Origin of the sequence: Ramlibacter cellulosilyticus (assembly GCF_014297465.1) — a bacterium.
Taxonomy (GTDB): Bacteria; Pseudomonadota; Gammaproteobacteria; order Burkholderiales; family Burkholderiaceae_C; genus Ramlibacter; species Ramlibacter cellulosilyticus.
This window is the reverse complement of sequence record NZ_JACORT010000006.1, coordinates 225737-249133: the sequence shown is the minus strand read 5'-3', so window position 1 is coordinate 249133 and position 23397 is coordinate 225737. Positions and strand designations below refer to the sequence as shown.

The window sequence follows — 23397 nt, the reverse complement described above, 5'->3', positions numbered from 1 at the left end:
AAGGAGGAGACGAGAGATGGAGTCGCTGTATCCCGCGCTGGCGGTGCTGGCCGCCTACCTGCTGGGGTCGCTCGCGTTCGCCGTGCTCGTGAGCAAGGCGATGGGCCTCGCGGACCCGCGCACGTTCGGCAGCAAGAACCCGGGCGCGACCAACGTGCTGCGCTCCGGCAGCAAGCCCGCCGCCGTCGTCACGCTGCTGCTCGATGCGATGAAGGGCTTCGTACCCGTGCTGCTGGTGAAGCTGTTCGGCGACCGCCACGGGCTGCACGAAGGCACGATGGCGATGGTCGGGCTTGCGGCCTTCCTCGGCCACCTCTATCCCGTCTTCTTCCGCTTCCAGGGCGGCAAGGGCGTGGCCACCTTCCTGGGCGTGGTGTTCGGCATCGACTGGATGCTGGGCGTGGCCACCGGCCTCACCTGGCTGATCATCGCCTTCTTCTTCCGCTATTCCTCGCTCGCCTCCCTGGTGTCGGCGGTGTTCGCGCCCGTGTACTACCTGATGGGCGACCGCCTCGCCTGGTACGCCGAGCGCCCGGTCGCGGTGGCACTGTTCGCGATGGCGCTGCTGCTCGCATGGCGCCACCGCGAGAACATCCAGCGGCTGCTGGAAGGCAAGGAAAGCCGGCTGGGGGCGAAGAAAGCCGGGTGAGGGCAGGCTATTCCTGTTCCACCAGGAAGCGCGACACGCGCGGCGGCTCCTCGCCGATGTGGAAGGCGAGGCGCTTGTCGCGCAGGGCGACGTCGTCGGCGCTGATGCGGTCGAAGCGGCGCAGGTGCTCGGTCCAGGACGCGTCCGTGATCTGCTCCACGTAGCGCCCCGGCTCGTACAGGTCGTGCAGCAACTGCCAGTCGAGCGCGCCCTGGCGCAGGCGGCTGCGGCGGCTCTCCTGCATGAGGGCCAGGAATTCCGGTGCCCGTGCCGGGTCGATGCGGTATTCGACCCGCACCTGGATGCGGCCGGCCTGCGGCGGCTCCGGCATCTCCGGGACCTTCAGCACGCGCGACGGCGTGTGGTCTTCCTCGGTGCCGCGGTCGACGACGGTGCGCTGCGCGACCAGCATCGTCACGACGCTCGTGACGGCCGCGATGGCCAGCGCATGCTGGATGCTGGTCCACGTGGCGACCTGGCCCCAGAGCGCGGCACCGGCGGCCGTGGACCCCATCAGCGCCATCTGGTAGATCGACATGCCGCGCGCCCGCACCCAGTCGGGCAGCGCCATCTGCGCGGCCACCGTGAGCGAGTTCGCCACGGTGATCCAGGCGGCGCCGGCGACGATCATCCCCGGCACGGCCAGCCAGATGCTCGGCGCGTACACCACCACGACGGACGCGAACGCCTGCAAGGCCGTGCCCACCAGCACGCGCGGCTGCAGCGGCAGCCAGCGCCGGATCTGCGGCATCAGCAGGGCGGCGATGATCGCGCCGACGCCCATGGAGGCGAGCAGCACGGTGAAGGTGCCCGCGGTGCCTCCGTGCAGGCCGCGCGCCACCAGCGGCAAGAGCGCCAGCAATGCCGTGGAATGCAGGAAGAAGAGGGCGATGCGCAACAGCACCGCGCGCATGCGGCCCGACTGCCACACGTACTGCACGCCCACGCGCATCGCGCTGGCGAGCGGCTCGCGCCCGAGCGGGCTTTCCTGGTGCACGCGGCGCCAGCGCATGATGGTGATGCCCGCCATCACGGACAGCGTGGCGTTCAGCACGAAGACGTAGGCGCTGCCGAAGCTCGCGATCAGCGCGCCCGCCACCAGGGGGCCGATGATGCGCGAAGCGTTCATCGCGATGCCGTTGAGGGCCAGCGCCTGCGCCAGCTGCGGGCGCGGGACGATCTCCGGGATGATGGCGGCGAACACGGGCCAGCGCATCGCCAGGCCGATGCCGTTGGCGAAAGTGAGCGCCAGCAGCAACGGGGCGGTGAGCCGGTCCAGGAGGATCACGACGCACAGGAGCGTGGCCACGGCCGCCACCCAGAACTGCGTCGCCATGAAGTAGCGCCGGCGGTCCACCGTGTCGGCCAGCGCGCCGCTGGGCAGCCCGAGCAGGAAGACGGGCAGCGTCGATGCGCTCTGCACCAGGGCCACCCACAGCGGCGACGGCCCCAGCGTGGTCATCAGCCAGGCCGACGCCACGTCGTTCATCCACATGCTCGTGTTGGCGGCGAGCCAGGTGAACCACAGCATGCGGAACACCGGCGCGCGCAAGGGCCCGAGCGCGCTTTCGCGGGGCCGCGCCTCGCGGGGCCCGGGGTATTCGGAGTCCCTCAAGTCAGTAGCGGCGCTCCAGCACCAGCTGGTCGTTGAAGCGTGTCATCTGGAAGCGGCCGAGGAAGCTGTTGCCCAGCAGGATGTGCCCGCCGTGGTTGGGAAGGACCGCCGCATCCACGTCGTAGACCTCCACGTCGCCGACGCGCACGGAGGACAGCTTGACCTGGTAGACGGTGACCTGCCCGTTGGCGGTGTTGCCGCGCCCGAGCTGGCCCTTCCTGTAGTCGATGCCCAGGCGCTCGGCCTCCGCCGCCCCCATGGCGATGGAGGTGGCGCCGGTGTCCACCATGAACTGCACCGCGCGTCCGTTGATCGCGCCCTGCGTGACGAAGTGCCCGCCGCTGCCGGCCGTGAGCACGATCTTGTTGCCCATCGGCGCCGCCGTGGCGCCCCAGGCCATGGGCGAGTCGCCCACGCGCAGCGTCTGGCGCTGGCCGCCGACCTCCAGCACGGCCTGGTCGCCGGCGGTGGAGACCACCTTGACGCCCTGCCAGGTCTCCCCGGCCGCGACGGCCTTGGGCGGGCGGCCGTCGACCACCAGCAAGGCCTTGGACCCGAGCATGCCCTGGAGCGTGACGGATTGCGCGGCGGCGGCCCCGGCCGCCAGGGCCAGGAGGGTGGCGAACAGGCGCTTCATGGGCTCTCCCTTTTCAGTCCCGGAAATTCGTGAAGGACAAGGGTAGCTCTGCCATCTCCTTGCGCACAAGGGCCATCGTCGCCTGCAGGTCGTCCTTCTTGGCGCCCGTGACCCGCACGGAATCGCCCTGGATCGCCGCCTGCACCTTCAGCTTGCTGTCCTTGATCAGCCTCTGCAGCTTCTTCGCCTGTTCGGACTCGATCCCGCTGCGGACCTTGACGACCTGCTTCACCTTGTCGCCGCCGATCTTCTGGACGTCGCCCTTGTCCAGGAAGCGCACGTCCACGTTGCGCTTGGCGAGCTTGCCGACCAGGATGTCGTAGACCTGGTTCAGCTGGAACTCGGCGTCGCCCGTGAGGGTGACTTCCTTGTCCTTGATCTCGATGGCCGCGGCGGTGCCCTTGAAGTCGAACCGGGTCCCGATCTCCTTGGCGGCGTTTTCCACGGCGTTCTTCACTTCCACCATGTTGGGCTCGCACACGGTATCGAACGACGGCATATGAGGTGTCCTCCTGCACAGCCGGGTGGCTGCTTGGGCCACAATTCTCCCATGATCGTCGAGACCAACGCGTCGCTGCAGCCGCACAACACGTTCGGCATCGTGGCGCGCGCCAGGAACATGGTGCGCGTGAAGTCCGCCGCGGACGTCCACGCCGTGCTGGCGCACCCCGAGCTTTCCAAGGAGCCCAGCTTCGTCCTGGGCGGCGGCAGCAACATCGTGCTGACCGGCGACGTGAAGGCGGTGGTGCTCAAGGTGGAGGTGCCGGGCCGGCGCGTGCTGGAGGACGGCCCCCGGTCCGCCGTGGTCGAATTCGGCGCCGGGGAGAACTGGCACGAGGCCGTGACCTGGACCATCGAGCAGGGCTTCGGCGGGCTGGAAAACCTGGCGCTGATCCCGGGCACCGTGGGCGCCTCCCCGGTACAGAACATCGGCGCCTACGGCATCGAGCTGCAGGACCGCTTCGAATCGCTGGACGCCATCGACCTGATGACCGGGCGCGAATTCACGCTCGATGCCGGACAGTGCGCCTTCGGCTACCGCGATTCCGTGTTCAAGCATTCCCCGGCGCGCGACAGCGACTTCGGCCTCGCGGGCCGGGCGCTGATCCTGCGCGTGCGCTTCCGGCTGCCCAAGCCCTGGAAGCCGGTGCTGGGTTACCTGGACCTGCAGCGCAAGGTGACGGAGTCGGGCGTCGTCCACCCCAGCCCGCGGCAGATCTACGACTGGGTCTGCGCGATCCGCAGCGCCAAGCTGCCGGACCCGCGCGTGATCGGCAACGCGGGCAGCTTCTTCAAGAACCCGACCGTCACCCCCGAGCAGTGCCAGGACATCATCGCCCGCGACCCCGGCATCGTGCACTACCCCATGCCGGACGGCTCGATCAAGCTCGCCGCCGGCTGGCTGATCGACGCCTGCGGCTGGAAAGGCAAGTCCGTGGGGCAGGCGGGCGTCTACGAGAAGCAGGCGCTGGTGCTGGTCAACCGCGGCGGCGCCACGGGCGGCGAGGTCGTCACGCTGGCGCGCGCCATCCAGACCAGCGTGTACGAGCGGTTCGGGATCCGGCTGGAGCCGGAGCCGGTGGTGGTGTGATGGCTTGAGATTGCTGGGGTGCGCTTCGCGCAACCCAGCCTACGGGGGCGAACGCGTACGTTCGTAGGCTGGGTTGCGCGAAGCGCACCCCAGCTTTCCGTCCTCTACCCGACGTTCTTCTCCCACCACCCCGCCAGCACGTCGTCGCTGGCGAGCACCCACAGGGCGAGGAAGGTGACGATCGCGCCGCAGGCCAGCGCGTTCTGCAGCGCCGGACGTACGCCGTCGAAGCCGAACACCGTGGGCAGCAGCATCAGCGCGACGCCGAGCACCACGTCCAGCCATTCCTCCCAGGCCTGCGAAAACTGCATCGCGCCGACGCTGGTGGCGAAGAGGAGGGCGCCGACCGCCGCCGTGGTGGCCGCGGCGATCACCACGGACTGGAAGCCGAGGACCCAGGGGGAGAGGACCAGCCAGGCGCCGACGAGGGCGTTCACGGGATCCTGCCAGTGCTTCACGCGTGCCATGCGGAACTCCTTTCGCCGCCACGGCGGCTCTCCGGTGGACGGGACGGTGCCATGGTAATCCTCGCGCGCAGGGAAGCCAACGTCTGCCGCAGGGCGGTGGCGACGACGCCTCAGGCGACGCCGCTCGCCGCGGCCGCCGCCTCGCCCGGCCCGCGCGGGACGGCGCCGGGCAGCGTGTCGTCCACGTCGCGCGTGGCCAGCGGCTGCACCCACGCCGCGGCGGCCGCCGTCACCGCCGGCTGCACGGGCGGGGCAGCCGGCTCGGCGATGCCGTCGCACAGCATGCCCACGTCCACCTCGTCGATCTGCTCCGGCTTGAGGAACTGCTCGGCGTACTGCCGCCACACGCCGGATTCCACGAACAGGCCGAACAGGTCCGGGTCGATGTGCCTGTCCTTCACCATGAAGCGCATGATGCGCAGCGCCTCCGAGAGCTTCTTCGGCGGCTTGTACGGGCGGTCGGCCGCGGTGAGCGCCTCGAAGATGTCGGCGATGGCCATGACGCGTGCGGGGATCGACATCTCCTCGCGCCGCAGGCCGCGCGGGTAGCCGGTGCCGTCCATCTTCTCGTGGTGGCCGCCCGCGTATTCCGGCACGCGGCGCAGGTGGCGCGGCCAGGGCAGCGACTCGAGCATGACGATGGTCTGCGCCATGTGCTCGTTGATGCGGTAGCGGTCTTCCTCGGTCAGCGTGCCGCGGCTGATCGACAGGTTGTAGATCTCCCCGAGGTTGGCCTCGCGCTCCGGGGCGCGCATGCGGAAGCCCCAGGGGTTGCCCTCGGCGGACAGCCGCAGCCCCTCGCGCGGGCTGATGTGGTCGTAGCGGTCCTCCAGCAGCTTCTCCTGCACCGGCAGCGGCCGCTCGGGGCTCGCGTCGCGGCGCTTCTTCTCCGCGTAGGAGATGCCCACGCGGTTGGAGAGCGTACGCGTCCACGTGCGTTCGGCGATCTGCTTCAGGCGTTCGACCTTCTCCGGCGCCATGTATTCGCCGCCGACGTTGCATTCGCCGATGAAGGCGAACTCCTCGTCGAGCGTGGCGCACTGCCGCTCGTACTCGGCCCGCAGCGCGGTGGCGTCGCCGCCTGCGAGCAGGCCCTGCAACATGGCGATCTCGGCATCGCGCTTGAGCACCTCGAAGCGCATGCGGACTTCGTGGATGCGGTCGTAGATGCACTCCAGCTTGGTCGCCTTGTCGACGATGTGCTCCGGCGTGATCACCTTGCCGCAGTCGTGCAGCCAGCAGGCCACGCGCAGCTCGTACCACTCTTCCTCGGTGAGGTCGAAGGCGCCGAAGGGCCCGTCCTGCGCTTCGCACGCGGCGCGCACGAGCATCTCGGTGAGCACGGGCACGCGCTGGCAGTGCCCGCCCGTGTACGGGGACTTGGTGTCGATCGCCGCGGCGATCACGCCGATGAACGCGTCCAGCAGCTGCTTCAGCTCCGCGATCAGCATGCGGTTGTCGATGGAGACGGCCGCCTGCGAGGCGAGCGCGCTCACCATCGGCACGATGGAGGGATCGAAGGCGATGACCCGGCCGTCGCGGTCCTTGGCGTTGATCAGCTGCAGCACGCCGATCACGTAGCCCTGGTGGTTCTTCAGGGGCACGGTGAGGAAGGAGCGCGACCGGTAGCCGAGGCGGCGGTCGAAAGCCTCGGTGCCGGAGAAATCGAGCTGGTCGGTGCGGCTGTACGCGTCCTCGATGTTCACGATCTCGCCGGTGATCGCGCAGTACGAGGCGACGTTCCGCAGGTTGGCTGCGCCCGTCTCCGTCACCAGCGGCACCGGCGGCAGGTCGATCTCCACGCCGGTCGTGCCGCCCATCGCGATGCCGAGCGAGTCGTTGCGCACGATCTGGAACGCGAGCTCCGTGCCCTTGCGTTTGAGATACAGCGTGCCCGCGTCGGCGTTGGTGAACGCCTTGGCCTCCAGCAGGATGCGTTCGCGCAGGCGCGCAGGGTCCTTCTCGGCGGACAGAGCGATGCCGATCTCGATCAGCTCCTGGTAGGCCTGCGCGGTGCTCTGGTGCACATCCATGCGGACACCCCTTTCCCTGCGACACCACAGGTTACACCGCGTAGCGCGAGCGTGCGGCGGCTGAGCTTGCGGCGGAACAGGTCCGCGTGTGAGCAAATACCGCGTCGCGATCAGCGGCGGGCGATCCGTCCCACGTAGAAGCCGAGGGCGGTCTGCCAGCCGTCGAGGAGGACCGTGTCGCCCGGCTTCGGCAGGGCGCCGGTGACGCGGCCGTCGAGGCAGAGGTTCGCGGTCTGCCCGGCGTGGAGGAACTCGCCTTTCTGGCGGCAGATCTTGCTGCTGCTCGAACCATCATGCAGGGACAGCAGGCGGCCTTCGCGCGCATGGACTCCGTCACCGAGGGCGCGCGTGAACATCGCCGCCCAGCCGAGGGGGCTCACCACCAGCGCGAGGGAGATCACCATGGCCGTGGCAGGAAAGAAGAAGCCCCAGCGCAGGACCGGATTGCGCCAGGTGGCCCGCGCGGCGTTCGTCCAGCGCTCGGAGACGAGCAGCAGCGTGCCGAACGCGAGGGTGAGGAGCCCGAACATCCACGGCATCGCCGCCCGGTACGCGTCGGCCCGCACGAAGAAGAAGCCGCCTTCCTGCACGTGCGCGACCGCGCCCACGACCACCCCGATGAACAGTGCAACGAAGGCCCACTGCCACCACGACATGCTGCCCGCCTCGAGGGAGCGCATCTGATCGCGCGCGTGGGCGAGGATCGCTTCGGTCTCTTCTTCCGACCGGCGCAGGATCGCGTCGCTGCGCGCCTGCAGGCGCTCGCGTGCGGCCTCGTCGAGGCGGCCTTCACGCTCGAGGCGCTGCATCTCCTCGACGAGCGCCGTGAGCTCGGCGTGGACGGTCGACGCCGGGGGATCGCGATCCGCCGCCATCCACCGTCCTCCCGCCCGCCGGGCCTCAGTCCTTGCCCAGCGACGGCAGCGGCGCGTCGCCGCCGCTCGTGAGCAGCCCGGTCTTCGAGTAGATGCCCAGCTTCTGGCGCGTGTCCGTGATGTCCAGGTTGCGCATGGTCAGCTGGCCGATGCGGTCCTTCGGCGTGAACGGCGCGTTCTCGACCTTCTCCATCGACAGGCGCTCCGGCGCGTACGTGAGGTTCGGCGACTGCGTGTCGAGGATCGAGTAGTCGTTGCCGCGGCGCAGTTCGACCGTCACTTCGCCCGTCACGGCGCGCGCCACCCAGCGCTGCGCCGTCTCGCGCAGCATGATGGCCTGCGGGTCGAACCAGCGGCCCTGGTACAGCAGGCGGCCGAGCCGGCGGCCGTTGTCGCGGTACTGCTCGATGGTGTCCTCGTTGTGGATGCCGGTGACGAGGCGCTCGTACGCGAGGAACAGCAGCGCCATGCCGGGCGCTTCGTAGATGCCGCGGCTCTTGGCCTCGATGATGCGGTTCTCGATCTGGTCGCTGGTGCCCAGGCCGTGGCGGCCGCCGATGCGGTTGGCTTCCAGGAACAGTTCCACCGGGTCGTCGAAGGTCTTGCCGTTCAGGGCGACGGGCTGGCCTTCCTCGAAGCGCACGCGCACTTCCTCGGCCTTCACCTGCACGTCGTCCTTCCAGAACGCCACGCCCATGATCGGGTTGACGATGCGCAGGCCGGAGTTGAGGTTCTCCAGGTCCTTGGCCTCGTGCGTCGCGCCGAGCATGTTCGAGTCGGTCGAATACGCCTTCTCGGCCGACATCTTGTAGCCGAAGCCCGCGGCCGTCATGAACGCCGACATCTCGGCGCGGCCGCCGAGTTCGTCGATGAACTGCTGGTCCAGCCAGGGCTTGTAGATGCGCAGCGACGGGTTGGTGAGCAGCCCGTAGCGGTAGAAGCGCTCGATGTCGTTGCCCTTGAAGGTGCTGCCGTCGCCCCAGATGTGGACGTCGTCTTCCTTCATCGCGGCCACGAGCATCGTGCCGGTCACCGCGCGGCCCAGGGGCGTGGTGTTGAAGTAGGTGATGCCGGCGGTGCTGATGTGGAACGCGCCGCACTGCAGGGCGGCGATGCCTTCGTGCGCGAGCTGCTTGCGGCAGTCGACCAGGCGGGCCTTCTCCGCGCCGTATTCCAGCGCCTTGCGCGGGATCGCGTCGTAGTCCGGCTCGTCGGGCTGGCCGAGGTTCGCGGTGTACGCGTAGGGCAGGGCGCCCTTCTTCTTCATCCAGTGCAGGGCGGCGCTGGTGTCCAGGCCGCCGGAAAAGGCGATGCCGACCTTCTGGCCGAGCGGCAGGCTCTCGAGGATGGTGCTCATGACGTGATCAACCGAAGTGGCAGATGTAGTGGTAGGCCTCGGTCACGCGGATCTCGAAGCTGGAGTTGCCCGGGACGGAGAACTTCCCGCCGGCGGCGGACTTCTTCCACTCGCTCGTGCCCGCGAGCTTGTACTCGCAGGAGCCCGCCACGCATTCCATGACCTCCGGCGCGCCGGTGTTGAAGGTGAGGGTGGCGGGCAGGATCACGCCCACCGACTTCTTCGTGCCGTCGGCCAGGGTGATGCCGTGGCTCACGCACTTGCCGTCGAAGTACACGTTGGCCTTGGTCGCGACGGACACGGCGTCGAATTTCTCGGTGGTCATGGGAATAGCTTCCGGGGAAACCCGCAATTTTAGGCGAGCGCGCCGCGGCGCCGGCCGGGCAGGAAAAAGGGCGCCCGCAGGCGCCCTTGGCACGCGAGGCGCGAGGCCTAGCGATGGCGGTGGCCGTGGCCGTGGCCGCTGAAGGAGAAGCCCAGCGACAGGCCGATGGGGAAGGCCGGATACGGACGGGCGTACGGATAAGGATACGGATAGGCGGGATACGCCGGGTAGGCCGGGTACGCGGGATAGGCGCCGTACGCCGGATAAGGCTGGCCGTAGACCACCGGCGCGGGGCTCTGCACGATCACCGGCGTCTGCACGGTGGCGACGGGCGTCGGCACCGTGGTCACCTGCGGCGCGGGCATGGCGACCTGCGGGGCCTGCTGTTGCACCGGGGGTGCGACGACGACACCGCCGCCATCGCCCAGCGGCGTGGCCGCCGGCGCCTGCGTCACCACCTGGCCCTGCAGCTGCACGGTGCGGCCCGGGTCGTAGGGCATGCGGGCGCTGTACTGCTGGCCGCGGTACTCGTACACCACGTCGTAGCCCACCGTGCGGTTCTCGGTCACGTTTTCGGTGGCGCACTGCGGGTAGGTCTGCGCGTAGCGCTGGTTCTGGGCTTCGACGTTGTTGCCGATGATCGCGCCCATGATCGTGCCGACCGCGATGGCGGCGGTGTTGCCGCTGCCGTGGCCGATCATGCTGCCGATGCCGGCGCCGGTGAGGCCGCCCACCGCGGCGCCGCCGCCGGTGGTCGTGACCTGGGACGGGGCCATCGGCTGGCAGACGGTGCGGGGCACCGCCACCTGCTGGACGACGGGGGTGCTGGAGAGGACGTTCCCGAATTCCTGCGCGGCGGCGCCGAAGGCGGCCAGCCCCAGCGCGGCGAAAAGGACGGTCTGTTTCATGGCGAGGACTCGTTGGACTACTGGTGCTGAAATCTTAAGCACGCGCGGATGACCTTGCCAGCCTTTACGGTAAAGCGGCTGTAAACCGCGCTGGCTCATGCATTTGTTCGCGCCTCCCAGGCTTTCGCGTCGAAACCGACCGTCACCTGCCCGTCCGCCCACTCGACGACCGGCCGCTTGATGACGCTGGGCTGCGACAGCATCAGGTCACGCGCCCCTTGCGCGTTGCCGGCCCGCAACTGCGTGGCTTCGTCCAGAGCCCGCCAGGTGGTGCCCTGGCGGTTCAGGAGCTTCTCCCAGCCGGCCGCCGCCTGCCAGCGCTCCAGGCGGTCCGCCGGGACGCCCTGCTTCCTGAAGTCGTGGAAGCCGTGGTCGACGCCGCGGTCCGCGAGCCAGGCGCGCGCCTTCTTCACCGTGTCGCAGTTCGGGATGCCGTAGAGGGTGATCGCCATGCAACGGATCATAGGTCGCGCGGGGCGGGACAATGCAGGGATGAAAGAACTCGGCGAATGGCTCGCGCACTGCGAGCGGCTGCATCCGAAGACCATCGACATGGGGCTCGCGCGCGTGCACGAGGTCGCGCAGCGCCTGCAACTGCGCTTCGACTGTCCGGTGGTCACCGTCGCGGGCACCAACGGCAAGGGCTCCACCTGCGCGATGCTGGAAGCGATCGCGCTGCAGGCCGGCTACCGCACCGGCGTGTACACGTCGCCGCACCTGGTGCACTTCGAGGAACGCTGCCGTATCGCGGGCGAGATCGTGCAGCCCGGCGCGCTGGTGCCGCACTTCGAGCGCGTCGAGGCGGCGCGGCAGGGTGTGACGCTCACGTACTTCGAATTCACGACGCTCGCCATCCTGAGCCTCATGGCCGCGAGCGCGCTCGACGTGGCCATCCTCGAGGTGGGGCTGGGCGGCCGGCTCGATGCGGTGAACGCGATCGACACGGACTGCGCCATCCTCACCAGCATCGACCTGGACCACATGGAGTACCTCGGGCCGGACCGCGAGAGCATCGGCCGCGAGAAGGCGGGCATCCTGCGCGAAGGCAAGCCGGCGATCGTGAGCGACCCGATGCCGCCGCACAGCGTGCTGCAGTACGCCGCCGCCCTCGGCGCGGACCTGTGGCTGCTGGGGCGCGACTTCAACTTCTCCGGCGACAAGCAGCAGTGGGCCTGGGCGGGCCGGGGCCGCCGCTATCCGGGGCTGGCCTATCCCGCGTTGCGCGGTGCCAACCAGTTACTCAATGCCTCGGGCGTGCTCGCGGCCTTCGAGGCGCTGCGTCCGCGCCTGCCGGTCACCGCGCAGGCGATCCGCAACGGGCTGGCGATGGTCGAACTGCCGGGGCGCTTCCAGATCGTCCCCGGCCAGCCCACGCTGGTGCTGGACGTGGCGCACAACCCGCATTCGGTCGCGGCGCTCACCGCCAACCTGGACGCGATGGGCTTCTATCCGGCCACCCACGCCGTTTTCGGCGCGATGGCGGACAAGGACCTGGCGCCGATGTTCGAAAGGATCGGGCCGCTGGTGGACCGCTGGTATTTCACGGACCTGCCCACGCCGCGCGCGGCTCCGGCGCAGCAACTCGCCGAGCGCTGGCAGGCCGTGCCCGGCAAGCGCGACGTGCCCGTGAGCACCCACACCGGCCCGCGGGACGCCCTGGACAGCGCGGTGGCTGCTGCAGAGCCCGCTGATAGAATCCTCGTGTTCGGATCGTTCTACACCGTGGGCGGCGTGCTGGAGAAGGGCATTCCCCGCCTGGCCGCCAAGCACCTCGGCTGACCCTCACCATGGCCTTGTTCAAGTCGCGCAAGAAAAAGGTCGACGAGCCGGTGGCCGCGGCCTCCCCCGCCGAAAGCATCGAGGTGATGCGCCGCCGCGCGCGGCATCGCCTGATCGGTGCCGTGGTGCTGGTGCTCGCCGGCGTGATCGGCTTCCCGCTGCTCTTCGACACCCAGCCGCGCCCCGTCGCGGTCGACATTCCCATCGAGATCCCGGACCGCAACAAGGCGAAGCCCTTGCCGCCGCTGCCGCAGCAGCCGGTCGCGAGCGGCAAGGTCTCCGCGGCCCCGGCGGCGTCCGCGCCGGCGGCTTCCGTGGCCGCGGCTGCGTCCACGCCCGTGATCACCGAAACCCGCGAGGAAGCGGGCGTGCCGGCGCAGAAGACGGAAGCGAAGCCCGCGCCCGCGGAAAAAGTCGCCAAGGCGGAGCCGGCGGAGAAGAAGGCGGAACCGAAGCCGGATCCCAAGGCCGAAGCCAGGGTGGCCGAAGCGGCCAAGGCCCGCGCGCTGCTGGAAGGCAAGCCGGTGTCCACCGCCGACGACGCCTCGGGGACGCGCTACGTCGTCCAGGTCGGTGCCTTCGCCGAGAAGGGCAAGGCCCGCGAGGCCCAGCAGAAGCTGGAGCGCGCCGGCCTCAAGAACTACACGAACGTCGCCGAGACGAAGAACGGCACGAGGATCCGCGTGCGCGCGGGGCCGTTCGCGTCCAGGGCCGAGGCCGACAAGGCCGCCGAGAAGATCAAGGGGCTGGATTTGCCGGCCGCCATCCTCACTCTGTAAGTGGCGGTTCTCGACTGGGTGGTGGTGGCCCTGCTCGCAGCCTCGGTGCTGCTGGGCCTATGGCGCGGCCTCGTGTACGAGGTGCTGTCGGTGCTGAACTGGATCGCGGCCTTCGTGCTGGCCCAGTGGCTGGCGCCGCGGGCGGCCGCGATGATGCCGCTGAGCCGCGCGGGCGAGTCGATCCAGTACGCTGCGGGATTCGTGGTGGTGTTCATCGCGGCCCTGTTCGCCGGCGGGCTGCTGGCCTGGCTCACCAGCAAGCTGGTGGCCGCGGTGGGCCTGCGGCCGGTGGACCGGGTGCTGGGCGGGATGTTCGGCGTGGTGCGCGGCATCGTCGCCGTGCTGGCGCTGGCGGTGGTGGTGCACCTCGCGGGCCTCACGGACGGCGCGTGGTGGACGGAATCGAAGACGGCCGGCGTCGCGACGGCGGCCTTGCGGGGTTTGAAGCCGGTGGTGCCCGAGCGTTTCGGGTCCTACCTCCCGGCCTGAAGGAAAGACTTATGTGCGGAATCGTGGGGGTCGTCAGCCATGGCCCGGTCAACCAGCTGATCTACGACGCGCTGCTGCTGCTGCAGCACCGCGGGCAGGATGCCGCGGGCATCGTGACCCTGCAGGGCCGCAAGGTCTTCATGCACAAGGCCAAGGGCATGGTGCGCGACGTGTTCCGCACCCGCAACATGCGCGCGCTGCCCGGCACCGCGGGCCTCGGCCAGGTGCGCTACCCGACGGCGGGCAACGCGTACAGCGAGGAAGAGGCACAGCCCTTCTACGTGAACGCGCCCTTCGGCATCACGCTGGCGCACAACGGCAACCTGACCAACGCGCAGGCGCTGAAGGCGGAGCTGTTCAGCGCCGACCACCGCCACATCAACACGGAGAGCGACACCGAGGTGCTCGTGAACGTGTTCGCGCATGAACTGGAGCGCACCACGCGCGGCCTGCCGCTGACGCCGCAGGACGTGTTCTCCGCCGTCGGCAACGTGCACCGGCGCATCCGCGGCTCCTATGCCGTGGTGGCGCTGATCGCCGGCCATGGCCTGCTGGCGTTCCGCGATCCCTACGGCATCCGGCCCCTGTGCTTCGGCCGCTCGCCGGACGGCACGGTGATGGTCGCGAGCGAGTCGGTGACGCTGGAAGGCACCGGCCACGTGTTCGAGCGCAACATCGCGCCGGGCGAAGCCATCTTCGTGGACATGAAGGGCAACGTGCACACGCGCCAGTGCGCGGAACATCCGCAGCTGTCGCCCTGCATCTTCGAGTTCGTCTACCTCGCGCGTCCCGACTCCGTGCTGGACGGCATCTCCGTCTACCAGGCGCGCCTGAACCTCGGCGAGACGCTGGCCAAGCGCGTGATCTCCACCGTGCCGCCCAGCGAGATCGACGTGGTGATCCCGATCCCGGAATCCAGCCGCCCGAGCGCGATGCAGCTCGCGCAGCTGCTGGGGCTGCCGTACCGCGAAGGCTTCGTGAAGAACCGCTACGTGGGCCGCACCTTCATCATGCCGGGGCAGGCGGTGCGCAAGAAGAGCGTGCGGCAGAAGCTCAACGTGATCCAGAGCGAGTTCAAGGGCCGCAACGTGCTGCTGGTGGACGACTCCATCGTGCGCGGCACCACCTCGCGCGAGATCGTGCAGATGGCCCGCGACGCCGGCGCGCGCAAGGTCTACCTCGCCAGCGCCGCCCCGCCGGTGCGCTTCCCCAACGTGTACGGCATCGACATGCCCACGTCCTCGGAGCTGGTGGCGCACAACCGCACGGTCGAGGAAATCCGCGAGATCATCGGCTGCGACGCGCTCATCTACCAGGACGTCGAAGGCATGAAGAACGCCATCGGCAAGCTGAACCCGCAGCTGAACGGCTTCGACGCGTCCTGCTTCGACGGCGTCTACGTCACCGGCGACATCAACGCGGAGGACATCTCCAGGATCAACGAGGCCCGCATCGGCCAGGAAGACCCGCTGGAAGAGAACACCACGCGCCTCGCCATCCCGAATCCCCAGGAAGCCTAGAAATGTCCCACCCCCGAAGCGCCTCCGGCGCTTCCCCCTCAAGGGGGCGCCCCCAGCGGCCCGGCAAAGCCGGTTCCGCGGCGGCTCTGGGGTAGGCTGCTGGACGACGAGCGCTTTGCGCAATGGAAAGCTAACGTGAACAAGAAACCTCTGCCCGAAGGACTGCACCGCGACACGCTCGCCGTGCGCACGGGCCTGCCCGCCAGCCAGTGGGGCGAGAACTCCGAGGCGCTGTACCTCACGAGCGGCTTCGTGCAGCCGGACTCGGAGACGATGGCGCACCGCTTCGCCAACCCGCAGGAAGGCTACACCTACGGCCGCACGTCGAACCCGACGGTGACCTCGTTCGAGCTGCGCCTCGCGGCGATGGAAGGCACCGAAGCCGCGATCGCCACCTCGACCGGCATGGCCGCGATCCTGCTGCTCGGCATGGGCGTGCTGCGCGCCGGCGACCACGTGATCTGCTCGCGCTCGGTGTTCGGCTCCACGCTGAACCTGTTCGCCAAGGAATTCGGCAAGTTCGGCGTCGAATCCACCTTCGTGTCGCAGGTCGACCTGAAGGAATGGAAGGCCGCGGTGAAGCCGAACACGAAGCTGCTGTTCGCCGAGACGCCGACCAACCCGCTCACGGACGTGTGCGACATCGCCGCGCTCGCCGACATCGCCCACACGGCCGGCGCGCTGCTGGCCGTCGACAACTGCTTCTGCTCGCCGGCGCTGCAGCGCCCGGTGGAGTCCGGCGCGGACTTCATCATCCACTCCGGCACCAAGTACCTCGACGGGCAGGGCCGCGTGATGGCCGGCGCGATCTGCGGTCCTTCGAAGTGGATCGTCGACACCTTCGCGCCCATCGTGCGCACGGCCGGCATGACGCTGGCGCCGTTCAACGCCTGGGTGGTGCTCAAGGGCCTGGAGACGCTGGGCATCCGCATGCAGGCGCAGTGCGCCAATGCGTTGCAGATCGCGCGCTTCCTGGAATCGCACCCGAAGGTCGGGCGCGTCTACTACCCCGGCCTGGAGTCGCATCCGCAGCATGCGCTCGCCATGAAGCAGCAGTCCGGCCTCGGCGGCGCCGTCGTGTCCTTCGACGTGAAGGGCGGCGACCCGGCCACGCTGCGCCGCAACGCCTTCACGGTGATCGACAGCTCGGAAGTCATGAGCATCGCCACCAACCTCGGCGACACGAAGAGCATCATCACGCACCCCGCCACCACCTCGCATGGGCGGCTGACGGAAGAACAGCGGCAGGCGGCCGGCATCGGCCAGGGCCTGATCCGGCTGGCCGTCGGCCTGGAACATCCGTCCGACATCCAGGCGGACCTCGAGCGAGGCCTGAGCAAACTGTGAAAGTCAGAACCCGATTCGCCCCGTCGCCGACGGGCTTCATCCATCTCGGCAACATCCGTTCGGCGCTGTACCCGTGGGCCTTCGCGCGCTCGCAGGGCGGCACCTTCATCCTGCGCATCGAGGACACCGACACGGAGCGCTCCTCGCAGGAGGCCGTGGACGTCATCCTCGAAGGCATGCAGTGGCTGGGCCTGTCGCACGACGAAGGTCCCTTCTACCAGATGCAGCGCATGGACCGGTACCGCGAGGTGCTGGAGGAGATGAAGGCCCGCGGCCAGGTCTATCCCTGCTACATGAGCGTCGAGGCGCTCGACGCGCTGCGCGAGCGGCAGATGGCCAACAAGGAAAAGCCGCGCTACGACGGCACCTGGCGGCCCGAGCCGGGCAAGACGCTGCCGGCGGTCCCGGAAGGCGTGCAGCCGGTGTGGCGCTTCCGCAATCCGCTGGACGGCGTCGTCGCGTGGGACGACAAGGTCAAGGGCCGCATCGAGATCGCCAACGCCGAACTCGACGACCTGGTGATCGCGCGCCCCGACGGCACGCCCACGTACAACTTCTGCGTCGTCGTCGACGACATCGACATGCAGATCACGCACGTGATCCGCGGCGACGACCACGTGAACAACACGCCGCGCCAGATCAACATCTTCCGCGCACTCGGCTACGAGCCGCCGGTGTTCGCGCACCTGCCGACGGTGCTCAATGCCGATGGCGAGAAGATGTCCAAGCGCCGCGGCGCCAAGCCGGTCACGTGGTACCGCGACGAAGGCTTCCTGCCGGATGCGATGGTGAACTACCTCGCGCGCCTCGGCTGGTCGCACGGCGACGACGAGATCTTCAGCCGCGAGCAGTTCCTGCAGTGGTTCGACCTCGACCACCTCGGCCGCAGCGCGGCGCAGTTCGACGAGGCCAAGCTGCGCTGGGTGAACGGGCAGCACCTCAAGGCGATGGCTGACGAGAACCTCGCGGTGATCGTCGAGCGGCTGCTGAAGCAGCGCGGCATCACGCCCGACAGGCGCCTGGCCGCCATCTGCGGCCTGTTCAAGGACCGCTGCGACACCACGCTCGCGCTGGCCGACTGGGTGCAGCGCTTCTACGCCGACATCACGCCGAACCCCGACGAAGTGGCGAAGCACATCCACGAGGGCGTGCGCCCGGCGATCTCCATGCTCGCGAAGATGCTGGAAGGCTGCCCGTGGACGAAGGAGGACATCGCCGAGGCGGTCAAGGAGACGCTGCGCGCGACGGGACTCAAGATGCCGCAGCTGGCCATGCCGGTGCGGGTGCTGGTGCTCGGAACGGCGCAGACGCCGTCGCTCGATGCTGTCTTGGCGCTGTCACTGCGCGAGACCGTGCTGGCACGCCTGCAGAGCGCCTGAAATTTCAGTGTAGAATTGCGGGCTCGACACCTGCAGGGGGTATAGCTCAGCTGGGAGAGCGCTTGCATGGCATGCAAGAGGTCAGCGGTTCGATCCCGCTTACCTCCACCAAGCAGATGTCGATGGAAATCAGTCCAGGTTTTGACCCTATCGTCTAGAGGCCTAGGACATCACCCTTTCACGGTGAGTACCGGGGTTCGAATCCCCGTAGGGTCGCCAAGTTTGGCTGCACTTGGCCTGCTGCGAAGCAGGCACGACGCAGCTCCACGCGGAGTGGTAGTTCAGTTGGTTAGAATACCGGCCTGTCACGCCGGGGGTCGCGGGTTCGAGTCCCGTCCACTCCGCCAGATGGATTCCCAGGAAGCGGGCCCGCAAAGGCCCGTTTTCTTTGAGTGGCGACACACCACGGGGGTATAGCTCAGCTGGGAGAGCGCTTGCATGGCATGCAAGAGGTCAGCGGTTCGATCCCGCTTACCTCCACCAAAGTGTCCGGAGTTCTTAGGTTACGACCCTATCGTCTAGAGGCCTAGGACATCACCCTTTCACGGTGAGTACCGGGGTTCGAATCCCCGTAGGGTCGCCAAGTTTGGCTGCACTTGGCCCGCGCAGGCGGGCACGACGCAGCCCCACGCGGAGTGGTAGTTCAGTTGGTTAGAATACCGGCCTGTCACGCCGGGGGTCGCGGGTTCGAGTCCCGTCCACTCCGCCAGAGGTTTCGCAAGGGGTCGCATCGCAAGGTGCGACCCCTTCGTCCTTGCGGTCGCCCGCAACCCGGATGCGTCCGTGCCCGCGCCGCGCGATCATTCGCGGCGGAGCGCGCATGAACATCGACGACCTCACCCGTCTCTACCAGGCGCACGGGGAGCTCGTCACCTTCCTGGTCGTCTTCGCCAAGCGCATGGGCGTGCCCGTCCCGGTGCTGCCCTTCCTGCTGCTCGCCGGCGCGCGCGGCGCCGACGACGGCGCGTTCGCCTTCGCCATCCTGGCGCTCGCCACGCTGGCCTCCGTCGTTGCGGACGGTGTCTGGTTCGCGGCCGGCCGCCGTTTCGGCCGCGGCATCCTCGCGCTGGTGTGCCGCATCTCGATCTCGCCCGACAGCTGCATCCGCAAGAGCGAACTCGCCTTTGCCCATCGCGCCGCCGTGACCGTCGTCGCAGCGCGCTTCATCCCCGGCATCGGCCCGCTGGCGCCGCCGCTCGCCGGCGCGCTGGGCATGCGCACCGGCAGCTTCCTGGTGCTGAACCTTGCCGGCACCGTGCTGTGGACCGGCAGCGCCCTGGCCGCGGGCGTGGTCCTGCGCGAGCAGGTGGCGCAAGCCGTGGCGGCGCTGCAGGAGCTGGGCAGCCGGGCCTTGCCCGTCCTTCTGCTCGCCATCGCGGCTTACGTGGGCTGGCTGGTGCTGCGCCGCGCCCTGATCACGTTCGCGGCCCTGAAGGCGCCGCGCATCCAGCCGCACGAGCTCGCCGACCACATGGACCGCGGCGACCCCTTGCTGCTGCTCGACGTGCGTGGCGCGATGCCCGGCGATGCACGCATCCCGGGGGCCGTCCTGGCCCGGTCGGACCACGAGCTGGTGGAGGAGCTCGTGCGACTGCCGGCCGACGTGCACCTGGTGACGTACTGCGACTGCCCCAACGACGTGAGCGCCGCGCGCCTTGCCGCGCGGCTGCGCAAGCGCGGGCTGCCGGTGCGGGTGCTGGCGGGTGGCTATGGCGCGTGGGTCGCGGCCGGGCTGCCCGTGCAGCCCGGCTGAGGCTACTTGGCGAGGCCGGCGGGCTTCGCGTCCGCCGCGGCGGCCGCCTTGCCGCCACCCCCGCCGCCCGCCCCGTCGATGCCGGGCAGGGTCGTCGTGAAGCGGTCCTCGATGAAGCCCTGGATGGTCGGCCGGATGATGTTGGGCGCCTTGAACACGCCGTAATGCGCGCCGGGATCGGCGAAGTGGGCGAAGTAGGCCCCGGGCACCTGTTCGCTCGCCTTGCGCGCGTTCTCCACCATCAGCCACATGTCGGTGTCGACGTGCACGACCAGCGTGCGCGCCTTGATGCGCTTCAGGTCCTTGTTGATGTTGTACGAGAAGCCGGCGTTGTTGCGGTACCAGTAGTCGACCGGGTCCTCGTTCTTCACGCGGTTGATGTAGGTCTGCCCCTCGTCGCCCTTCGGCTGCCAGTAGAAGACCTCCTTCTGCAGCGTGCCCCAGGGCGTCGCGGAGCGCACGGGGAAGGTGTAGCCCGTGAGCTGCAGCGCCGACCACATGAATTCCAGCCCCTTCTTCGGATGCTGCTCCTCGGGCAGGTCGTAGTAGTTGCCGCCGGTCTTGCGCCACACGGGATCGGATTCGATGGCGGCCTGGCCGAGGCGGAAGGTCCACTGGCCCACCGGATCGTCGCCGTCCGAGGCGGTCGTCCCCCCGATCGGCATGATCGCCTTCACGAAGCCGCTGGGCGAATACATCACGCCCCACACCCAGCTCTGGGTCGCGCCCATGGACACGCCGGTCGCCACTTCCACCTGCGCCACCTGGAGGTGGTCGCGCAGCAGCTGGTAGTTGGCCTGCACCATGTCGAAGTAGCTGTATTGCGGGAACCTGCGTCCCAGCCCCGCGGAGGGCTTGGCTTCGCCCCACAGCCCCAGCGCGTCGAGGAAGACGACGTAGAAGCGGTCCGTGTCGATCGTGCGCCCCGGGCCGACGATGGGCCCGCCGGAGAACGCATTGGCGGGCTGGCCTTCGTACCAGGTGTTGTACATCCAGGTCGAATCGCCCGAATAGAAGGTGCTGATGATCAGCGCGTTGGTGATCTCGCCCTGCGCGTTGCGCCGCGGCGTGCCGACGGCGATGTAGCCGACCTTCAGCGGCGGGGCCCCGAGCGACTCCAGCGTGGTGCCGCCGGGGGCGCCGTTGCGCCACGTTGCCGGGTCCGCGTCGAGGTCGTACTTGCCGCCGATGCGGAAGTTCGGGATCGTGTAGTACTCCTTCTTCGCGTCCTGCGCCATGATCGACGAGGGCGGCGTGATGCGGTGCATCCTGCTGGTGTCGAAGGCCTGCGCGTGCGCGCAGAAGCCGGCGGCCGCGAGCGCCGCGGCCAGGACGGTCGTGCGGAAGGTCGTGTTCATGGCGCAGCTCACTTGGCGAGGCCGGAGGGCTTGTCGGAGGCGGCGGCCGGCGCGGCCGCGGCGGGCACGCTGCCGTTCACCAGGGCGGACGTCACGGAGGGCGTGGCCGCGTCGACGCGGCCGGTCTTCATGAAGTCGACCGTGTCGCGCGCGTATTCGTAGGGCACGTCCGTGTGGATGAAGTGGCCCACGCCGGGATACACCTTGATCACCGGCGGGTTGCCGGCGGCGGTCATGCGCTGCTTGAAGGGCACGATGATGCTCTTCGACAGGTCCGTGAGGCCATTGAGCGCGGTGCCGGGGATGAAGGGTTCCTGCGCGCCGAAGGCGAGGAACACGGGCATCTTCAGCTTCGTGAGCTGCTTGTAGATGGAGGCCGGGTCGTCCCTGACCAGCTCGGAGCAGATCGAGTACAGGTCGTAGATGAACATGAACGACCACTGCTCGAATTCGCGCGGGTTGCCCGCGATCATCGCGACGCGCTGGTCTGTGTGCAGCCGCGCGTACTCGGTGTCGTTGAAGAAGTAGCCGGTGCTGGTGGGCACCGCGTTGCCCGCCGGGTCGCGCTTCTTGAAGTAGAAGAAGTCGCGCACGCCCTGCGGGCTGCGCTTCCGTTCGCCTTCGACGAGGCCCATGGGGTCGTAGGCCGCGTGCCAGGCCTTCAGGTCGTAGGCGATGGACTTGTCGCAGATCGGCAGGTCCTGGTCGCCCATGCGGAAGGTGCGGGAGTACTCCTCCAGGCCCGCCGGCGCCTCGAGCACCAGCCCTTGCACCGCTTCCGGATAGCGCAGCGCGTAGCCGATCACCGTCTGCCCGCCCAGGGAGTGGCCGTGGTACCAGGCCTTCTTCACGCCCAGCTTGTCCACGACGAGCGCATGGAACGCGTCGCGGACGTCCGTGAGCGTGCGCGTCATCGGCTTGTCCAGGTTGCCGGGGCCGGACGTGCCCCACTGCGGCATGTCGGGCGCGATCACGCGGTAGCCGCGTTCCACCGCGTACTTGATCAGGTAGCCATAGTGCGCGCCGAACGCGCCCTTGCCGTGCACGACGACCAGCACCGGCGGGTTCGCCGACTTGCCGCAGTATTCGTCCATGTAGCCCAGTTCCCATTGCACGCCGCGCCTGTCCTGCACCTGCGCGTACTTCACGGGGAAGGGCGACACCATCTCCTGCTTCCAGAACGAGCGGGCCTTGTCGGCCTGCATGTTCACCTTCGGCGTGCGGTAGTTCGTGGCCTCGCACACGATGTCCCGGTCGGCGAGGATGCCCACGTCGTGCAGGTAGCTGTCGAAGATGGGGTTGGTCCGCAGCACATTGGGTGCCTTGAACACCGCGTAGTGCGCGGTCGGGTCGCTCAGGCCCACGTACTGCCCGCCGGGGATGGCCTGTGCCGCGGCGCGGGCCTTGTCCGAGATCAGCCACTGGTCGTTGTCGACGTGCACGACCAGCGTGCGCGCCTTCATCTGCGGCAGCAGCGCGTTGATGTTGTGGATCTCGCCGACCGTGTCGCGGTACCAGAGGTCCACGCCGTCGAAGACCTTCGCGAGGTTCTTCAGGTTGGACCCGGCGTTCGCGCCCATGCGCGGGTCGGCCTCCCAGGAGAAGACTTCCTTCGACACCGCATCCCAGCCCAGGCTCTGGCGGTAGTTCAGGTCGTAGCCCGTGATGGACAGCATCGACCAGTGGAACTCGACGCCCTTGTTGGGGTGCTGCTCCTTCGGCAGCCTGTAGTAGTCGCCGTTCGTGGCGACCCAGACCGGATCCGACTCGAGCGCCGCCTTGGCGAGCTGGAAGGTCCATGCGGCCACCGGGCCTTCACCGTCGGTGGCGGTCGCCCCGCCGATCGGCATCACGGCCGCGACCATCTCCGGGTGCATGAGGCCCCAGTAGTAGGCCTGGGTGGCGCCCATGGAGGCACCGGTGGAGAGCACCACCTTGGCGACCTTCAGGTGATCGCGCAGCAGCCTGTAGTTGAGCTGCACGACGTCGTAATAGCTGTAGACCGGGAACTTGCGCCCCAGCCCGTCCGAAGGCTTGGACGCGCCCCACAGGCCCAGCGCATCGACGAAGACCACGTAGAACCTGTTGGTATCGAAGAGCAGCCCGGGACCCACCAGCGCCCCGCCCGAGAAGCCGTTGCCCGCCTGGCCCGCGACCCAGTTGTTGTACATGGCGGTCGCGTCGCCGGAGTAGTAGGAGTTGATGACGATGGCGTTGACGATCTCGCCCTGGGCGTTGCGCTTCGGCGTGCCGAGCGCCATGTACGCCGTGCGCGCCGGCGCCGCGCCCAGGGATTCCAGGGTCGTGCCGCCCGGCGCGCCGTTCTCCCAGGCCTTCCCATCGGCCAGGTCGTACTTGCCGCCGATGCGGAAGTTGCGGACTTCGTAGGTCTGCTTCAGGCGGTCCAGGTCGGCGACCACGGAGCGTGGCGTCAGCGGTTGCTGGGCCTGGGCGCTGGCGGCGAACCAGAGCACGGCGAGCAGTGGCGCCAGCCAGCGTGCAGCGAAGGAGAGGGGGAGGAGAAGGGGGCTCACGG

At 68.9% G+C, this 23397-nt stretch carries 21 protein-coding genes and 6 tRNA genes; 15 read left to right on the top strand and 12 right to left on the bottom strand.

Annotated elements, in window-relative coordinates:
• The first annotated feature begins 16 nt into the window (after positions 1–16).
• On the top strand, positions 17–649 hold the full coding sequence (gene plsY / locus H8N03_RS15770; protein WP_187077149.1) for a glycerol-3-phosphate 1-O-acyltransferase PlsY: 633 nt from the start codon (positions 17–19) through the stop codon (positions 647–649).
• A gap of 7 nt (positions 650–656) precedes the next feature.
• On the opposite strand, the gene H8N03_RS15765 is transcribed toward plsY, so the two are convergent.
• The 3 genes from H8N03_RS15765 to H8N03_RS15755 all read right to left on the bottom strand — a co-directional run bounded on the left by H8N03_RS15765 (position 657) and on the right by H8N03_RS15755 (position 3400).
• The gene (locus tag H8N03_RS15765) at positions 657–2180 is read right to left on the bottom strand and encodes an MFS transporter (protein ID WP_187077224.1); all 1524 of its coding nucleotides are present in this window, start codon (positions 2178–2180) and stop codon (positions 657–659) included.
• A gap of 85 nt (positions 2181–2265) precedes the next feature.
• A complete protein-coding gene (locus H8N03_RS15760) occupies positions 2266–2901 on the bottom strand; it encodes a retropepsin-like aspartic protease family protein (protein ID WP_187077148.1) in 636 nt (211 codons plus the stop codon).
• A gap of 13 nt (positions 2902–2914) precedes the next feature.
• The gene (locus H8N03_RS15755; protein ID WP_187077147.1) at positions 2915–3400 is read right to left on the bottom strand and encodes a YajQ family cyclic di-GMP-binding protein; all 486 of its coding nucleotides are present in this window, start codon (positions 3398–3400) and stop codon (positions 2915–2917) included.
• A gap of 51 nt (positions 3401–3451) precedes the next feature.
• Here H8N03_RS15755 and murB point away from each other — a divergent pair, with 51 nt between their 5' ends.
• Positions 3452–4492: a UDP-N-acetylmuramate dehydrogenase gene (gene murB, locus H8N03_RS15750; RefSeq protein ID WP_187077146.1), complete on the top strand. Its 1041-nt coding sequence runs from the start codon at positions 3452–3454 to the stop codon at positions 4490–4492.
• A gap of 104 nt (positions 4493–4596) precedes the next feature.
• Here murB and H8N03_RS15745 read toward each other — a convergent pair whose 3' ends face one another.
• The 7 genes from H8N03_RS15745 to H8N03_RS15715 all read right to left on the bottom strand — a co-directional run bounded on the left by H8N03_RS15745 (position 4597) and on the right by H8N03_RS15715 (position 10909).
• Positions 4597–4959: an SPW repeat domain-containing protein gene (locus H8N03_RS15745; protein WP_187077145.1), complete on the bottom strand. Its 363-nt coding sequence runs from the start codon at positions 4957–4959 to the stop codon at positions 4597–4599.
• Positions 4960–5069: 110 nt separating this feature from the next.
• Positions 5070–6992, bottom strand: a complete 1923-nt coding sequence (locus tag H8N03_RS15740) for an HD family phosphohydrolase (protein ID WP_187077144.1) — start codon at positions 6990–6992, stop codon at positions 5070–5072.
• A gap of 110 nt (positions 6993–7102) precedes the next feature.
• Positions 7103–7867: a hypothetical protein gene (locus H8N03_RS15735; RefSeq protein WP_187077143.1), complete on the bottom strand. Its 765-nt coding sequence runs from the start codon at positions 7865–7867 to the stop codon at positions 7103–7105.
• 25 nt (positions 7868–7892) lie between these two features.
• Entirely contained in the window at positions 7893–9224 is a 1332-nt protein-coding gene (gene argG, locus H8N03_RS15730; protein WP_187077142.1) for an argininosuccinate synthase, read from the bottom strand.
• A gap of 7 nt (positions 9225–9231) precedes the next feature.
• Positions 9232–9549, bottom strand: a complete 318-nt coding sequence (gene ppnP / locus H8N03_RS15725) for a pyrimidine/purine nucleoside phosphorylase (protein WP_187077141.1) — start codon at positions 9547–9549, stop codon at positions 9232–9234.
• 107 nt (positions 9550–9656) lie between these two features.
• Positions 9657–10457 carry a glycine zipper 2TM domain-containing protein gene (locus tag H8N03_RS15720; RefSeq protein WP_187077140.1) on the bottom strand — a complete coding sequence of 267 codons (801 nt, stop codon included), beginning with the start codon at positions 10455–10457 and terminating at the stop codon, positions 9657–9659.
• Positions 10458–10552: 95 nt separating this feature from the next.
• The gene (locus tag H8N03_RS15715) at positions 10553–10909 is read right to left on the bottom strand and encodes an ArsC family reductase (RefSeq protein ID WP_187077139.1); all 357 of its coding nucleotides are present in this window, start codon (positions 10907–10909) and stop codon (positions 10553–10555) included.
• A gap of 40 nt (positions 10910–10949) precedes the next feature.
• Here H8N03_RS15715 and folC point away from each other — a divergent pair, with 40 nt between their 5' ends.
• The 13 genes from folC to H8N03_RS15650 all read left to right on the top strand — a co-directional run bounded on the left by folC (position 10950) and on the right by H8N03_RS15650 (position 19503).
• Positions 10950–12236, top strand: coding sequence for a bifunctional tetrahydrofolate synthase/dihydrofolate synthase (folC, locus tag H8N03_RS15710; RefSeq protein WP_187077138.1), 1287 nt, complete (start codon positions 10950–10952; stop codon positions 12234–12236).
• Between the two features lie 8 nt (positions 12237–12244).
• On the top strand, positions 12245–13015 hold the full coding sequence (locus H8N03_RS15705) for an SPOR domain-containing protein (RefSeq protein ID WP_187077137.1): 771 nt from the start codon (positions 12245–12247) through the stop codon (positions 13013–13015).
• The gene (locus H8N03_RS15700) at positions 13016–13504 is read left to right on the top strand and encodes a CvpA family protein (protein WP_187077136.1); all 489 of its coding nucleotides are present in this window, start codon (positions 13016–13018) and stop codon (positions 13502–13504) included.
• A gap of 11 nt (positions 13505–13515) precedes the next feature.
• Positions 13516–15024, top strand: a complete 1509-nt coding sequence (purF, locus tag H8N03_RS15695) for an amidophosphoribosyltransferase (RefSeq protein ID WP_187077135.1) — start codon at positions 13516–13518, stop codon at positions 15022–15024.
• Positions 15025–15159: 135 nt separating this feature from the next.
• Positions 15160–16371 (top strand): O-succinylhomoserine sulfhydrylase, encoded by a 1212-nt coding sequence (locus H8N03_RS15690; RefSeq protein ID WP_187077134.1) that lies wholly within the window; start codon positions 15160–15162, stop codon positions 16369–16371.
• Complete coding sequence (gene gltX / locus H8N03_RS15685; protein WP_187077133.1) at positions 16368–17750, top strand: glutamate--tRNA ligase; 1383 nt, start codon at positions 16368–16370, stop codon at positions 17748–17750. The genes H8N03_RS15690 and gltX overlap by 4 nt, the downstream gene beginning before the upstream one ends.
• A 35-nt stretch (positions 17751–17785) precedes the next feature.
• A tRNA-Ala gene (locus H8N03_RS15680) sits at positions 17786–17861 on the top strand.
• A gap of 32 nt (positions 17862–17893) precedes the next feature.
• Positions 17894–17969: transfer RNA gene (locus H8N03_RS15675), tRNA-Glu, on the top strand.
• Between the two features lie 51 nt (positions 17970–18020).
• A tRNA-Asp gene (locus H8N03_RS15670) sits at positions 18021–18097 on the top strand.
• Between the two features lie 60 nt (positions 18098–18157).
• Positions 18158–18233: transfer RNA gene (locus H8N03_RS15665), tRNA-Ala, on the top strand.
• A gap of 24 nt (positions 18234–18257) precedes the next feature.
• Positions 18258–18333, top strand: a tRNA-Glu gene (locus H8N03_RS15660).
• Positions 18334–18382: 49 nt separating this feature from the next.
• Positions 18383–18459 (top strand) — tRNA-Asp (locus H8N03_RS15655).
• 111 nt (positions 18460–18570) lie between these two features.
• On the top strand, positions 18571–19503 hold the full coding sequence (locus tag H8N03_RS15650) for a rhodanese-like domain-containing protein (RefSeq protein WP_187077132.1): 933 nt from the start codon (positions 18571–18573) through the stop codon (positions 19501–19503).
• A gap of 2 nt (positions 19504–19505) precedes the next feature.
• Here the strand turns inward: H8N03_RS15650 and H8N03_RS15645 are convergent, their stop codons facing one another.
• Together H8N03_RS15645 and H8N03_RS15640 are read right to left on the bottom strand one after the other, a co-directional pair.
• Positions 19506–20861: an alpha/beta hydrolase gene (locus tag H8N03_RS15645; protein ID WP_187077131.1), complete on the bottom strand. Its 1356-nt coding sequence runs from the start codon at positions 20859–20861 to the stop codon at positions 19506–19508.
• An 8-nt stretch (positions 20862–20869) separates the two neighbouring features.
• Positions 20870–23395 carry an alpha/beta hydrolase gene (locus H8N03_RS15640; RefSeq protein ID WP_222623005.1) on the bottom strand — a complete coding sequence of 842 codons (2526 nt, stop codon included), beginning with the start codon at positions 23393–23395 and terminating at the stop codon, positions 20870–20872.
• Positions 23396–23397 lie beyond the last annotated feature (2 nt).